This is a genomic window from Streptomyces sioyaensis, assembly GCF_004122735.1.
GTDB classification, from domain to species: Bacteria; Actinomycetota; Actinomycetes; order Streptomycetales; family Streptomycetaceae; genus Streptomyces; species Streptomyces sioyaensis.
Window position 1 is genome coordinate 62,296 of the sequence record NZ_SDIF01000002.1, and the last position, 13,716, is coordinate 76,011.

A 13,716-nucleotide genomic window follows, 5' to 3' on the forward strand; every position below is an offset into this window, starting at 1 on the left:
CCATGACCAGCGCCAACCTGCTCACCGACAACCCGGAGCTGTACGAGGCACGCTTCCCCGACGCCGATCGGCTGGCCGGCCGCTGGGCCGAGGACTGTCTGCGACGGCACCGTGCGGGCCGACGCGTCCTGGACCTCGGCTGCGGCACCGGCCGCGACGCCGCGCAGCTGCACCGGGCCGGCCGCCGCGTGGTCGGCGCCGACCTCTCCGCCGCGATGCTGGCGTACGCCCGCACCCACCACCCGGGGCCCACGTACATACGGGCCGACCTGCGTGGGTTCGACCTCCCGGCCGGCCCCTTCGACGCGGTCGTCTGCCTGGACAGCGCCCTGCTCTACTGCCACACCAACGCCGACCTCGACGGCTTCCTCGCCTCCTGCCGGCGCGGTCTGGTGCCCGGCGGACTGCTCGTCGCCGAAATGCGCAACGGCGCCTTCTTCCTCGGCCGGACGGAGCTGCTCGACGCCCCGGGCGTACACGACTTCACCTGGCAGGGCACCGCCTACACCTCCACCACCACACTGTCCGTCGACCGCACGGCCCAACTCCTGCGCCGCACCCGCGTCTGGACCGCCGACGACGGCTCCCCGCCGCACGAGCAGCGCTCCGCATGGCGGTTGCTCTTCCCGCAGGAACTGCACCGGGTGCTCGCCGCGCACGGCTTCCACGTCCTCGAACTGCACGACGGGCCGGGGCCGCGGACGGTGCCCGCCTGGCAGGAGGGCGCCGCGCCGGGAACGTCCGCCGACGGGGACCGGCTCCACCTCGTCGCCCGGCTGACCGAAAGCATCTGACGCCCCGCCTCCGCCGTGACCTCTCCTCCGCCCGCCCACACCAAGGAAACCGCCATGTACGACGGTCCCGTTCCCCACTCCCGCTTCCCCGGCCTGCGCCGCCGCGGCTTCCTCGCCGCCGGTGGCGCCGCCGGCCTCGGCGCACTCGCCCTCACCGGATGCACCGGCCCCGCCGCCTCCGGTGACGCCGCGGCCGGCGGCCGGCCCCGGCGCGGTGGCAGGCTGCGCGCCGCGTTCGCCGGCGGCGGCGCCAATGAGACCCTCGACCCGCACCAGGCCAACCTCTTCGCCGATGTCGCCCGCGCCAAGGCGCTGTTCGACAAGCTCGCCGACTTCGGCGCCGACCTCTCCGCCCGGCCCCGGCTCGCCGCGTCCTGGGAGCCGAACGCCGGCCTCGACCGCTGGACGGTGCGCCTGCGCAAGGCGTCCTTCCATAACGGCAAGCCGGTCACCGCCCGGGACGTCCTCTACAGCTACCGGCGCATCGCCGACCCCGAAAAGGCCTTCCGCGCCAAGGCCTCGCTGGAGCCCCTCGACCTCACCGCCAGCCGGGCCGTCGACGAGCGCACCGTCGCATTCGTCCTGAAGCGGCCCACCGCCGAATTCCCGAATCTGCTCGCCGCGTTCGGCGCCTACATCGTCCCCGACGGCACCAAGGACTTCACCGCACCGGTCGGCAGCGGCCCCTTCCGCTTCGTGTCCTTCGCACCCGGACGGTCCGCCGTCTTCCGGCGCCACGACGACTACTGGGACGGCCCGCCCCACCTGGAGCACCTGGAATTCCTGGTCGCCAACGAGGAGTCCGCGCGGCTCAACGCCCTCCTGGGCGGCCAGGTCGAATACGCCCATGAGCTCACCCCGACCACCGCCCGCACACACGAGGGCAAGGGGCAGATCGAGATCATCAGGCTGCGCAACAGCGCCATGCAGGCGTTCGCGATGAAGACCGACCGGCCGCCGTTCGACGACCGGCGGGTGCGCGAGGCGTTCTTCCTCCTCGCCGACCGCAAGGAACTCGTCCAGGGCGCGCTCTCCGGAGCCGGCGAGATCGGCAACGACCTGTTCGGGAAGGGATACCAGTTCTACGCGGACGACCTGCCGCAACGCACACCCGACCTCGACCGGGCCCGCCATCTGCTGAAGCAGGCCGGCGCCGACGGGCTCCGGGTCACCCTGGACACCTCGGCCGTCGCCGCCGGATTCACCGAGTCCGCCGCCATCTTCCGCGACCAGGCCGCCAAGGCCGGAGTGCGGGTGAAGGTGGCGATGGGCAGCAAGGACAGCTACTGGCAGGACACCCTCGACTCCGGGACCCTGTGCTGCTACCGCTCCGGCGCGATGCCCCTCGAATCGCACGTCTCCCAGCGGCTGCTCACCGCCTCCACCACCAATGCCACCCAATGGCGGCACAAGGACTTCGACGCGCTCTACCAGCAGGCCCAGTCCACCCGGAACACCAAGGACCGGGCCGCCGTGTACGCCCGCATGCAGCGCCGGCTGTACGCCGAGGGCGGCTTCCTGGTCTGGGGCTTCGCCGACTGGATCCTGGGCACCGCCCGCACCGTCCACGGGGTGGACCGCCGGGCCCCCGCCAACACGCTCGACTGGGCCCGCTTCGACAAGGTGTGGCTCGCGTGACCGGTCTGCGGTCCTGGCTGCTCCGCCGGCTGCTGCTCGGCGCCGGGCAGACCGCCGCCGTCGTGCTGCTCGTCTTCGCCCTCACCGAGGCGCTGCCCGGCGACGCCGCGGTGGCCCTCGCCGGCGATCAGCCCGACCCCGCACGGATCGCGGCCCTCCGCGAGGCCATGCACCTGGACCGGCCCGCCGCCGAACGCTTCGGCGCGTGGGCGGCCGGGCTGCTGCACGGCGACCTCGGCAGCTCACTGGTCTCCGGCCGGCCGGTCAGCTCCTACCTCGCCGACGGCTTCGGCCCGACCCTGCTGCTCGCCGCGCTCACCCTGCTGCTGCTCGTCCCGCTCGCCGGCGGCCTCGGTGTCCTGGCCGCCCGGTACGAAGGACGGCTCGTGGACCGGCTCATCAGCGCCGTGACCCTCGCCGTGTACGCGGTACCGGAGTTCGCCTTCGGGGTGCTGCTGGTCACCGTCGTCGCGCTGCACCTGGGGTGGCTGCCGCCGACCGCCGTCGGCTACGGCGGCGAGCTGCTCGCCCACCCCGCGGTGCTGGTGCTGCCCGTGCTGGTGCTGCTGTCCCGGCCGGTGTGCTCGCTGGCGCGGCTGGTCCGGGCCGGCATGATCGACGCCCTGGCCGCGCCCTACATCGCGCACGCCCGCCGCTACGGCATCCCCGGTGTCCGCATCCGCTACGCCCATGCCCTGCCCAATGCCCTGGCACCCGCCGCCCAGCAGCTCGCCCGCACGGTCGACTGGCTGCTGTGCGGAGTCATCGTCGTGGAGGCCCTCTTCGTGATTCCCGGACTCGGCACGGTCCTGATGAACGCCGTGGCGGAACGCGATGTCCCCGTCCTCCAGGGCCTGGCCGTCGTCTTCGCCGGCACCGCCGTCGTCCTCAACCTCGCCGCGGACACGGTCGTGTTCCGCTGTACGCCCCGAGCCGGGGTGGTGGCGTGACGCGCCGGGGGCCCGGCCGCGCCGGACGCTGGGCCTGCGCCCTGGCCATCCTCGCCGTACCGCTGCTTCTCGCCCTGTTCGGCCCGCTGTTCGCGGGCGAGCCCGGACCGCACGCCGCCTCCTTCACCGCCGGCGGCGGGCACCTGGCCGGCACCGACTTCGTCGGCCGGGACGTCTGGCGGCAGGTGCTGCTCGGCGGCCGCCCGGTGGTCGTGGCCGCGCTCGCCGCGACGGCGCTGGCCTACGCGGTGGCACTGCCGCTGGGCCTGTTCAGCGCGCTGACCCACCGCCGGTGGCTGGACGAGCTGTTGATGCGGCCGCTGGACGTCCTGCTCGCGGTGCCGTCGCTGCTGCTCATCCTGCTGGTGGCGGCGGTCATACGGCCCGGCGCCGCGGGGATCGCGCTGCTGGTGGCCCTGGTCAACATCCCGGACGCCGCCCGGGCCGTCCGGGCCGCCGCCGCCGAGGCGGCCTCGCGTCCCGTGGTCGAGGCGCTGCGCATGCAGGGCGAGTCCTGGGCGCGGACGGCCCTGGGCCATGTGGCCCGTTCGGCGCTGCGCACCCTGGCGGCCGACGCCGGGGTGCGGCTGACCGGCGTGCTGTACCTGGTGGCCACGGCCGCCTTCCTCGGCGTCGGCGCCGCACCGGACGCCGCCGACTGGGCGGTGATGGTCGACCGCAACCGCACGGGCATGTTCGTCCAGCCCTGGGCCGTCGCGCTGCCCGCCCTGCTGATCGTGGCGCTGACCATGGGCACCAACCTGCTCTTCGACGCCGCCCTCACCGGACGTGCCCGCGGTGCGCGAGCGGCACGGGAACCGCGGCCCGACCACCCCCCTGCCGACGATCCGTACCCCGGGCCGAGCCGATGGGAGAAGCCCACGCCGTGACAGCGAACACCGAGAACGAGACCGCCCGGATCCAGGACCTGCGGGTCGAAGTCGGCGGCCGCGCCCTCGTCGACGGGGTGAGCCTGCGGCTGGCACCCGGCCGGATCACCGCGCTCATCGGCGCCTCCGGCAGCGGCAAGACCACCACCGGACGCGCCCTGCTCCACGAGTACCCGCCCGGCGCCACGGTGACCGGCGAGGTGCGGGTCCCCGACGCCCTCGTCGGCTATGTCCCCCAGGACCCCGCCACCGTCCTCAACCCCGCCCGGCCGGTCGCCGCCCTCCTCCAGGACATCGCCCGCACCCAGGTACGTCACCTGCCGCGCCGCGCCCGCCGCCCCGCCGTCCGGGAGCGGGTGCTGCGCGCGCTCGCCCGGGCCCGGATACCCGACGGCGACACCCTGCTGCACCGCTACCCCCACCAGCTCTCCGGCGGCCAGCAGCAGCGGATGGTCCTCGCCCAGGCCCTGCTGACCGGCGCCGGGACCCTTGTCGCGGACGAACCGACCACCGGCCAGGACGCCCTGACGAAGCAGCAGATCGCCCGCCAACTGGCCGCCGTGGCCCGGCAGGGCATCGCGGTCCTGCTGCTGAGCCACGACCTGGAGGTCGTACGGTCACTGGCCGACGAGGTCCATGTCCTGTGCGCCGGCCGCATCGTGGAATCCGGCCCGCCGGAACAGCTCTGGCGCTCCCCGCGGCACTCCTGGACCCGCGCACTCCTCACCCGGACCGAGCCCGCCGAGCCCGCCGAGCCTGCCGGGATCGCCGCCCCGCCCCGGGACACCGTTCTCCAGGTGCGCGGTCTCACCGCCCGCCACGGCACGTCCCCCGTCCTGCACGTCCCCGAACTCCGGCTCCCGCCCGGCTGCTCCGCCGTCATGGGCCGCTCCGGCAGCGGCAAGACCACCCTGGCCCGATGCCTGGCCGGACTCCACCGGACCTACGACGGACAGGTCCTGCTCGACGGCGCCGTCCTGCCCCGCAGCCTCCGCGACCGGACCCGCGAGCAACTGGCCGCGGTCCAGTACGTCTTCCAGGACGCCCGGGCCGCCTTCGACGCCCACCGCCCGGTCCTCGACCAGGTGGCCCGCAGCGCCATCCGGCTGCGCCACCGCCCCCGGCCCCAGGCCACGGCCGACGCCGAGCGGACCCTGCGCTCCCTCGGCCTCGCCGGTGACCTCGTACGCCGCACCCCGGCCGAGCTCTCCGGCGGCGAACTGCAACGCGCCGCGCTCGCCCGCGCCCTGCTGGCCCGCCCCCGGGTCCTGATCTGCGACGAAATCACCTCCGGCCTGGACACCGTCACGCGGCGGAGCCTGCTCACCCACCTGGATGGCCTGCTGCGAGCCGATCCGGACCTGTCCCTGGTCCTCATCACCCATGGCCGCGACACCGCGGCCCTCGCCACCGACCTCGCCGTGCTCGACGCGGGCCGGCTCGTCGAGCAGGGCCCGGCCGACCGGCTGCGCACCGCTCCCCGACACGCCCTCACCGCCGCCCTGTTGCAGACGGCACCCGACCCGCGGTCACTCCCGGACGGCCCCGTACCGCACCGGTAGCGCACGGATTCCGGGCGCCGGGGGCTACGAAGACGCCACGTCCACCAGCCGCAGCGGCAGTGACTTCAGCCCATGGATGAAGTTCGACACCAGCCGCCGTGGTGGTGCGGCAACCTCCAGAGCGGGCAGCAGACGGCAGGTCTCCTCGTACAGCACCCGCAATTGCAGCCGGGCGAGGTGTGCGCCCAGGCAGACATGCGGGCCGTCGCCGAACGAGACATGCGGATTGGGAGCGCGGGTCAGGTCCAGCCGGTGCGGGGCGGCGAAGACCCGCTCGTCGTAATTCGCCGCACCGTGAAAGACGACCACCTTGTCCCCGGCGCGCACCGAACGCCCGGCCAACTCGGTGTCGTACGCCGCGGTCCGCCGGAAGCTGAGCACCGGCGGATGCCAGCGCAGCAACTCCTCCACCGCTGCCGGCATCCCCAGGGCTCCGGTGCGCAGCCCGCGGTACGCCTCCGGGTGCCGGGCCAGGGCCAGCAGCCCGCCGGGGGCCGCGCTGCGGACGGTGTCGTTGCCGGCGATGGTCAGCAGGAAGAAGAACATCTCCAGCTCGGGCACGGCCAGTTCCGCATCCGAGGCGAGCGTGGTCATGACGTCATCGCCCGGATGCCGCCGCTTGTGGGCGGCCAGCTCCCGCGCGAAGGCGAACATGTCCTGGAGCATCGCGGGGGAGCGGGGGTCGGCGGGCCGCCCGTCCGGGCCCGCTTGGACCGGGGCCGCCTCGTCCGGGTCCTGGTAGCCGATGACGCGCCGGGTCCAGTCCAGCAGCAGCCCGCGTTCACCGGGCGGCACGCCCAGCAGATCGGTGAGGTTGAGCAGGGCGAATTCGTCGGTGACGGCGCCGACGAGGTCGCACACCCCGTTCTCCCGGAGTGCCGTATCGACCGCCGCGGCCAGCAGCCCGCGCGCCCGTTGCCGCACCACCGCGCCGAAACGGTCGATCCGGCCGCGGGTGAACGCACGGCTGACCGCACGCCGCAGCCGGCCGTGGTCCGGTGGGTCCTGGTTGAGCATCATGCGGCGGATGAACGGCAGATCGGCCGGGTCGGGGTCCCGGATCTGGGTGGCGCCCAGGCAGGAGGAGAAGGTGCGGGCATCCTTCAGGACCCGTACGACGTCCGCATGGCGGGTGACCGCCCAGAAGCCGGGACCGGCGGGCCAGCCGAGCACCTCGTGCTCCTCCTGCCAGGCCACCGGATGCCGGTCGCGCAGCAGCCGGTACGCCGTGTGCGGCAGACCGTCCACATAACCGCGCGGGTCGAATACGTCCGGCAGCCGCGGCTCCCCGGCGCCGGCCGCGGGCCCCGTCATCCCGCGCCCGGCCCGTCGCCCTCGCCGTCGCCCTCACCGCCGCCGTCGTCGTCTCCGTCGGCACGCAGGAAGTCCTCCACGACCCGGATCAGCTCCAGAGGTGTTTCGTCCATCGCATAGTGACCTGCCGATACCAGCTCGATCAGCTCACTGTTGGCGTACCAGCGCATCCAGGTCCGGCGCGTCAGTTCGGCGGTCAGCGCCGGATCCAGGGTTCCGGTCACCGCCAGCGCCGGCACCGCCGAGCCGTCGACCTCGGCCTCGAACCCCTCCCCGGACCAGGAATCCAGCCAGGCCCGGACCGCCGTGGGATCGCTGCGCTCCACCGAATGCCGCACCATCCGGTCCAGCCAGGCATCCGGGCGGCACCCGCCGGAGGTGAGGTCGATGATGGCCCTGCGGTTCTCCGGGGCATGGGCGGCGGAGGAGAACAGCTCCCACTGTTCCGGCGGCAGGGGCAGCCCGGACGCCGGGACCGGGGAGATGCCGACCAGCCGTCGCACCCGCCGCGGTGCCGCGGCCAGCACCCGTTGGGCGACGCCGGCGCCCATCGAGTGTCCGACCACCGAGAACCGGTCCCAGCCCAGCCGGTCGGCGAGCGCCAGCACATCGCCCGCCCCCTCGCCGGTGGTGTACGCGCCGGCCGCGCCCTGTGCCTCGCCGTAGCCCCGCAGGTCGACCACCGCGTACTGGAACGCGTCCCGGTCGAGATCCGGCAGGACCGGGTCGAAGGCCGACCTGTCGCTGAACCACCCGTGCACGGCGATGACCTTGTGCGGCCCGGTGCCGTGCAGGGCATGAGGCAGAACGAAAGAAGCCACGCTCACTCCAGACTTGGTGCGTACGTGCCGACGGCCGAGGGCCACGTCCGTCCACAGTGACCATCACCTCCCCGCCCTGCAAGAGCGCCACGGCCCGTCCCCTGCCGTGGGCCTGACGCCGTCTCAGCAGCCGGGACAGGCCCCGGTTCCTCTTGACCGGCCCCTGCACCCAGCGTGACAGTGCGCTGATGACCAGTGAGGCAACATCAGCAGAGACGTCGGCAGAGACGTCAGCAGAGGGACCAGCAGAGAGATCTGCGAAGACGGGTGGGGATGGTGGGGAGAGCCTGCGGCGGGTGGCCGTGGCCTCGTTCATCGGGACGGCGATCGAGTTCTACGACTTCTACTGCTACGGCACGGCCGCCGCGCTCGTGCTCAACCAGGCGTTCTTCCCGACGCTCGACCCGGTCAACGCCACCCTCGCGTCGTTCTCGACCTACGCCGTGGCCTTCGCCGCACGGCCACTCGGCTCGGTGCTCTTCGGCCACTTCGGCGACCGGGTGGGCCGTAAATCCGTCCTGGTGGTCTCCCTCCTGCTGATGGGTCTGTCGACCGCCTGCGTCGGACTGCTCCCGGGCTACGGCACCTGGGGGATCTGGGCACCGGTGGTGCTGACCCTGCTGCGCTTCCTCCAGGGCATCGGGCTCGGCGGCGAATGGGGCGGCGCCGCGCTGCTCGCGGTCGAGCATGCGCCGCGCTCCCGGCGCGGGCTGTACGCCGCCTTCCCGCAACTCGGCCCGTCCGTGGGGTTCTTCGCGGCCACCGGGGTGTTCTGGCTGCTGTCGTCGGTACTCGACGACGCGGCGTTCCGCTCGTGGGGCTGGCGGGTGCCGTTCCTGGTGTCGTTCCTGCTGGTCGGCGTCGGCCTGTTCGTCCGTCTGAAGATCAGTGAGACACCGGTGTTCACCAAGGTCCGGGACGCCCAGGAAGCCGCCAGGGTGCCCGTCGTCGACGTGCTGCGCACCCACCCGCGCGAACTGCTGCTGGCCGCTGGCGGCATGATCGTTGCTTACGGCCTCTTCTACACCGCGACGACCTACTGTCTCGCCTACGCCACCGGCACCCTCGGCATCGCCCGCAGCACCATGCTCGGCCTCTCCCTCGTCGCCTGCCTCTTCCTGGCAGCCGGGACCTGGCTCGCCGCCACCCGCTCCGACGCGGCGGGCCGCCGTAGGCTGATCCTCGCCGGCAGTGTCCTCGCGGCCGGCTGGGGACTGGTGCTCTTCCCCCTGCTGGACACCGCACAGCCGGTGCTGATCGCCCTCGGCGTCGGGGGCGCGCTGTTCTGCATGGGCGTGGTGTACGGCCCGATGGGGGCATACCTGCCGGAGCTGTTCAGCACGCGGGTGCGCTACTCGGGCGCCTCGCTCGCCTACAACCTGGGCGGTGTCCTGGGCGGCGCGGTCGCTCCGCTGGTCGCCACCCGGCTCCAGTCGGCGTTCGGTTCCGCGTCGGTCGGCTGGTACCTCAGCGCGATGGCGGTCCTCTCGCTGCTGTGCGTCCTGGCGCTGCCGGAGACCCGCGCACGAGAGCTGACCTGAGCGGCTCGCCGCCGGGACAGCCGACCAAGGCAGTCGCGGATCCGGCCCGCTGCCTCCGTGCCCGCGCAGGTCATTCCTCGTGCACCGGAGGCAGCGCCTGACGGCGGCGCTGCAGGAAGCGGCGTTCGGCCGCATTGTCGGTGCGGTCGATCGCCCGCTCGTACGCCGCGGCCGCCTCGGCGGTGCGGCCCAGCCGCCGGAGCAGATCGGCGCGGACGGCGTGGAAGAGGTGATAGCGGTCGAGGGCGAGGCCGTCGACGAGCGCGAGCGCCGCCTGTGGTCCCTCGACCTCCGCCACCGCGACCGCACGGTGGAGGGCCACGACCGGGCTGGGGGCGAGCGCGAGCAACTGGTCGTAGAGCTGCAGGATCTGCGCCCAGTCGGTGGCCGCCGCGGTCGGCGCGTCACTGTGGACGGCGTTGATCGCCGCCTGGATCTGATACGGGCCGGGCCGGTTGCGGCGCAGGCACCGCCGGACCAGGGCCTGGCCCTCGTCGATGAGGGCGCGGTCCCAGCGGCTGCGGTCCTGGTCGGCCAGCAGCACCAGGTCGCCCTGCGGTCCGGTGCGGGTGGTCCGCCGCGACTCGGTCAGCAGCATGAGCGCCAGCAGGCCCAGCACCTCGGGCTCGTCGGGCATGAGCTCGGCCAGCAGTCGACCGAGGCGGATCGCCTCCCGGCAGAGGTCCGCGCGGACCAGCGCCGCACCCGAACCGGCCGCATAGCCCTCGTTGAAGATGAGGTAGACCACGGCCAGGACGGCCCGCAGACGGTCCGGCAGGTCGGCATCGGTCGGCACCCGATACGGAATCCGCGCATCGCGGATCTTGCCCTTGGCCCGGACCAGCCGCTGCGCCATGGTCGGCTCGGCCACCAGGAAGGCCCGGGCGATCTCCGCGGTGGTCAGCCCGCCCAGCAGCCGAAGCGTCAGGGCGACCCGGGCGGCGGGCGCGAGCGAAGGATGGCAGCAGGTGAACATCAGGCGTAGCCGGTCGTCGCGCACGGGCCCCTCCTCGGCCGGTTCCCCGGCGGCGTGCAGCAGCGCGGCCTGCGCCTGCCGGTCCTCGCGGGACCGCTCCCGGCGCAGGCGGTCGAGGGCCCGACGGCGGGCCGTGGTGATGATCCATCCCGCCGGGCTCGGGGGCAGCCCCGCGGACGGCCACCGTTCGATCGCCGTGGTGAAGGCGTCCTGGACCGCCTCCTCGGCGACGTCGATGTCACCGAAGACGCGGACCAGGACCGCGACCGCACGGCCGTACTCCTCGCGGAACACCCGCTCCACGTCCCACGCGGTCGCCTTCGCCATGCCGGATGTCACCCGCAGGATCCGTGCTGCAACGGCCTGACCTCGATGGGGAGGGTGGTGGCGCGGGCGAGCTTGCGGCCCCATTCGAGGGCGGCGTCGAGGTCGGGTGCCTGGATGACGGTGAATCCGCCGATGTGCTCCTTGCCCTCGACGTACGGCCCGTCCGTCATCAGCATCTCGTCGTCCTTCTGCCGCACCACGGTGGCCGTGCTCGGCGGGTGCAGCCCCCCGGAGAAGACCCAGGCGCCGGCGGCCCTGAGCTCGGCGTTCACGGCCTCCACGTCCCGCATGATCGGCTCCAGGAACTCCGCCGACGGCGGGGGCCCGTCCGGCTGGTAGATGCTGAGCAGGTAATGCGTCATGGTGTGCCTCCTCGGCCGATCGCTGCGCCGGCGTCTCGCCGGCCTCTCACCCTCTATACGAACGGCCCCGTCCCGGATCGACACGGTGACGCGACCGGCCGGAAAATTTTCCGCCGCCCGAGCGCGGCCCGGCGCGGCCGTCCCGACCGGCCGCCCGCGGTCCTCCCGCTGCCGCATGCCTTCGGGGGAATGCACGACCGCCCACGTTCGAAGACCACCCCGGGGTGATACCCGTCTGGGTACGCGCGGAGGCGGAAGCCTGTCTCTCGCGGGCAGTCGTCCCCCGTCCGGCCCTGGGCAGGGGGGTGGGAGGCGGTGGCGGCCAGGTGCACAACCCATCCGGCAGGCAGCGTGCGCGCTCCTCCGCCGCCCGTGGGGGCAGGGCGGGGAGGGCCGGTGCGCGTACCGCCCGCGGCGCGTGGGAGGCAGGCGCGCGCCGGCCGCTCGGCGGTGCCCCGGACCGGAGCTCCTGGGAGGCCACGGAGATCTCTCCGATGCTCCGGCTGGCGGCCGCGTACGCCTGGCGACTGATCGTCGTGGGGGTGGCCGTCTACCTGATCTTCGCGGCGCTGGGACGGTTCCACCTGGTGACGCTGGCGGTGTTCCTGGCCCTGGTGATGACGGCGCTGCTGGAGCCGCTGGTCAGTGTGCTCCACCGCTGGATGCCGCGGTCGGCGGCCGTCGTGGTCGGTCTGCTGCTGGCCATCCTGGTCCTCTTCGCCGTCCTGAGCCTGATCGGGGCGAATGTCGCCGGCGAGTGGGAGGGGCTGCGCCGGGAGTTCGACGGCGGTGTGGCCAGGATCGGGCGGTGGCTCGAAGGGCCGCCCTTCCACCTGCGGCCGGGGACCCTCTCCGATGTGCAGGCGCAGGTGTCGCAGTTCGTGGCGCGCCATCGGGCCGCGCTGATCAACACGGCACTCAGCGGGGTGGGCCGGCTGGTGGCGGTGCTGACGGTGGGGGTGCTGGCGCTGTTCTGCTCGGTCTTCTTCCTGTACTCGGGCGACCGGATGTGGGCCTGGTTCGGCGGCCAGCTGCCGGTGCGCGGCCGCCATCCCGTGCGTCTCGCGGGGCGCGCGGCGTGGGCCACCTTCACCGGATACACCCGCGGCATCGTGGTGGTTGCCGCCACCAACGCGGTGCTCGTCGGAGTGGCGCTGTTCGTGCTGCGGGTGCCCCTCGCCGTCCCGCTGGCCGTCCTGGAGTTCTTCGCCGCCTTCGTCCCGCTGGTGGGTTCGCCCATCGCGCTGGCCGTGGCCGCCGTGGTGGCGCTGGCCACCAGAGGACCGCTGGTCGCCGCGGTCGTGGTGCTGCTGATCGTGCTCATCGGGCAGCTCGAAGGCCATGTGCTGCACCCGCTCGTGATGAGCCGGGCCGTCCGGCTGCATCCGATGGTGGTGGCGCTCTCCGTCATCTGCGGCAGTGTCGCCGCGGGAGTGGCCGGAGCGGTTGTCGCCGTCCCGCTGGTCTCGGTGGTCTGGTCGGTCTACGGCGTCCTGCGCCCACCCAGCCCCGCCCAGGGCCTTTCCGACCCCGACCCATCGAACAGGCCGTAGCACCAGGGCAGCTGAGCGCGTCCGGCCGTCCCCCTCCGCCGCCGTTTCAGAGGCCCACCGTGGTCAGCAGCGACAGCAGGCTTCCCTTGCCCAGCGCGCCCACGCCGCCCCGGATTCCCGGGTCGGCCACCGCGGTACCGGCCAGCGCGGCGGAGAGCGGCAGCAGAACGCAGCACACCATCGCCGTGCGCATCGATCTCTTCATGGCAGTCCCTTTCGTCGTCGACACCATCGGCACGACCACAGCCGCACTTGAATCCCCGGCGCAACGTCGCGAACGGGCAGCCGCGGGACGCCCGGGACCACCCCTGTGGGACGATTCCGGGTGCCGCGCAGGGGCGGCATCCGCACCGTGCGGCAGGAACGTCGACCTACGGGTGTACTGCGGGGGGAATCAGGTGTTTGCGATATCGCTGGGTGCGGACGGTGCCGAGCTGCGGCCGCTGGAGCCCTGGCACGCCGAGGAGTACCTCGCGCACATCGACCGGGGCCGTGAGTACATCGGCCAGTACATCGCGCTGGCCGAGCGCGCCACCGATCTCGCCTCCGCCACGGCGTTCCTGCAGTCCTACGCGGACAAGGCGGCAGCCGACAGCGGTCGTCTCTACGGCATCTGGCAGGACGGTGTGCTCGTCGGGGGCGTGCTGTTCCGGACCTTCGACGCCGCGTCGGGTACCTGCGAGGTCGGCTGCTGGCTGGAGGGGGCGGCGGCCGGCCGTGGGCTGATCACCCGCGCGATCCGGTTGCTCATCGACTGGGCGGTGGACGAGCGCGGCATCCACCGCGTGGAGTGGATCGCGGCCGCCTCCAACACCGCGAGCATCAACGTCGCCAAGCGGCTCGGCATGGTCCGGGACGGCGTGCTGCGCGAAAGCAATCCGTACCGAGGCGTCCGCCACGACATGGAGATCTGGTCGGTCCTGGCCCCGCAGTGGCGCGAACTGCGCGCATCCGGCCGGCCGCCCCGGGCTCAGCAGTAGCCGGCCCG

At 73.5% G+C, this 13,716-nt stretch carries 13 protein-coding genes; 8 read left to right on the forward strand and 5 right to left on the reverse strand.

Annotated elements, in window-relative coordinates:
* The first annotated feature begins 2 nt into the window (after positions 1-2).
* Genes EST54_RS01100 through EST54_RS01120 form a run of 5 tightly spaced genes read left to right on the forward strand, consistent with a single transcriptional unit; the run spans position 3 to position 5,834 of the window.
* Positions 3-794: a class I SAM-dependent DNA methyltransferase gene (locus tag EST54_RS01100; protein ID WP_129243864.1), complete on the forward strand. Its 792-nt coding sequence runs from the start codon at positions 3-5 to the stop codon at positions 792-794.
* A 54-nt stretch (positions 795-848) separates the two neighbouring features.
* Positions 849-2,432: an ABC transporter substrate-binding protein gene (locus EST54_RS01105; protein WP_129243866.1), complete on the forward strand. Its 1,584-nt coding sequence runs from the start codon at positions 849-851 to the stop codon at positions 2,430-2,432.
* Positions 2,429-3,382, forward strand: coding sequence for an ABC transporter permease (locus EST54_RS01110; RefSeq protein ID WP_129243869.1), 954 nt, complete (start codon positions 2,429-2,431; stop codon positions 3,380-3,382). Before EST54_RS01105 ends, EST54_RS01110 begins: the two co-directional genes overlap by 4 nt.
* Positions 3,379-4,272 carry an ABC transporter permease gene (locus tag EST54_RS01115; RefSeq protein ID WP_129243871.1) on the forward strand — a complete coding sequence of 298 codons (894 nt, stop codon included), beginning with the start codon at positions 3,379-3,381 and terminating at the stop codon, positions 4,270-4,272. Before EST54_RS01110 ends, EST54_RS01115 begins: the two co-directional genes overlap by 4 nt.
* On the forward strand, positions 4,251-5,834 hold the full coding sequence (locus tag EST54_RS01120; RefSeq protein WP_167511456.1) for an ABC transporter ATP-binding protein: 1,584 nt from the start codon (positions 4,251-4,253) through the stop codon (positions 5,832-5,834). Before EST54_RS01115 ends, EST54_RS01120 begins: the two co-directional genes overlap by 22 nt.
* Positions 5,835-5,858: 24 nt before the next feature.
* Here the strand turns inward: EST54_RS01120 and EST54_RS01125 are convergent, their stop codons facing one another.
* Positions 5,859-7,148 (reverse strand): cytochrome P450, encoded by a 1,290-nt coding sequence (locus EST54_RS01125; RefSeq protein ID WP_129243877.1) that lies wholly within the window; start codon positions 7,146-7,148, stop codon positions 5,859-5,861.
* Positions 7,145-7,969, reverse strand: a complete 825-nt coding sequence (locus EST54_RS01130; RefSeq protein WP_129243881.1) for an alpha/beta fold hydrolase — start codon at positions 7,967-7,969, stop codon at positions 7,145-7,147. Before EST54_RS01130 ends, EST54_RS01125 begins: the two co-directional genes overlap by 4 nt.
* 188 nt (positions 7,970-8,157) lie before the next feature.
* Between EST54_RS01130 and EST54_RS01135 the strand changes: the two genes are divergently transcribed.
* Positions 8,158-9,510, forward strand: coding sequence for an MFS transporter (locus tag EST54_RS01135; RefSeq protein WP_129243884.1), 1,353 nt, complete (start codon positions 8,158-8,160; stop codon positions 9,508-9,510).
* Positions 9,511-9,580: 70 nt separating this feature from the next.
* On the opposite strand, the gene EST54_RS01140 is transcribed toward EST54_RS01135, so the two are convergent.
* Both EST54_RS01140 and EST54_RS01145 read right to left on the reverse strand, forming a co-directional pair.
* Entirely contained in the window at positions 9,581-10,813 is a 1,233-nt protein-coding gene (locus EST54_RS01140) for an RNA polymerase sigma factor (RefSeq protein ID WP_129243887.1), read from the reverse strand.
* Between the two features lie 8 nt (positions 10,814-10,821).
* A complete protein-coding gene (locus EST54_RS01145) occupies positions 10,822-11,175 on the reverse strand; it encodes a YciI family protein (RefSeq protein WP_129243890.1) in 354 nt (117 codons plus the stop codon).
* 494 nt (positions 11,176-11,669) lie between these two features.
* Here EST54_RS01145 and EST54_RS01150 point away from each other — a divergent pair, with 494 nt between their 5' ends.
* A complete protein-coding gene (locus EST54_RS01150; protein ID WP_239013577.1) occupies positions 11,670-12,728 on the forward strand; it encodes an AI-2E family transporter in 1,059 nt (352 codons plus the stop codon).
* Between the two features lie 46 nt (positions 12,729-12,774).
* On the opposite strand, the gene EST54_RS33980 is transcribed toward EST54_RS01150, so the two are convergent.
* Positions 12,775-12,933 carry a hypothetical protein gene (locus EST54_RS33980; RefSeq protein ID WP_154074004.1) on the reverse strand — a complete coding sequence of 53 codons (159 nt, stop codon included), beginning with the start codon at positions 12,931-12,933 and terminating at the stop codon, positions 12,775-12,777.
* A gap of 193 nt (positions 12,934-13,126) precedes the next feature.
* On the opposite strand from EST54_RS33980, the gene EST54_RS01155 reads away from it, so the two are divergent.
* Positions 13,127-13,708 (forward strand): GNAT family N-acetyltransferase, encoded by a 582-nt coding sequence (locus EST54_RS01155; protein WP_129243895.1) that lies wholly within the window; start codon positions 13,127-13,129, stop codon positions 13,706-13,708.
* Positions 13,709-13,716 lie beyond the last annotated feature (8 nt).

What these genes read in the sequence shown, in the direction of transcription:
- EST54_RS01100 (WP_129243864.1), top strand. Translation starts at nt 3, where the DNA reads ATGACCAGCGCCAACCTGCTCACCGACAACCCGGAGCTGTACGAGGCA.
- EST54_RS01105 (WP_129243866.1), top strand. Translation starts at nt 849, where the DNA reads ATGTACGACGGTCCCGTTCCCCACTCCCGCTTCCCCGGCCTGCGCCGC.
- EST54_RS01120 (WP_167511456.1), top strand. Translation starts at nt 4,251, where the DNA reads ATGGGAGAAGCCCACGCCGTGACAGCGAACACCGAGAACGAGACCGCC.
- EST54_RS01125 (WP_129243877.1), bottom strand. Translation starts at nt 7,148, where the DNA reads ATGACGGGGCCCGCGGCCGGCGCCGGGGAGCCGCGGCTGCCGGACGTA.
- EST54_RS01135 (WP_129243884.1), top strand. Translation starts at nt 8,158, where the DNA reads ATGACCAGTGAGGCAACATCAGCAGAGACGTCGGCAGAGACGTCAGCA.
- EST54_RS01140 (WP_129243887.1), bottom strand. Translation starts at nt 10,813, where the DNA reads ATGGCGAAGGCGACCGCGTGGGACGTGGAGCGGGTGTTCCGCGAGGAG.
- EST54_RS01145 (WP_129243890.1), bottom strand. Translation starts at nt 11,175, where the DNA reads ATGACGCATTACCTGCTCAGCATCTACCAGCCGGACGGGCCCCCGCCG.
- EST54_RS01150 (WP_239013577.1), top strand. Translation starts at nt 11,670, where the DNA reads ATGCTCCGGCTGGCGGCCGCGTACGCCTGGCGACTGATCGTCGTGGGG.
- EST54_RS33980 (WP_154074004.1), bottom strand. Translation starts at nt 12,933, where the DNA reads ATGAAGAGATCGATGCGCACGGCGATGGTGTGCTGCGTTCTGCTGCCG.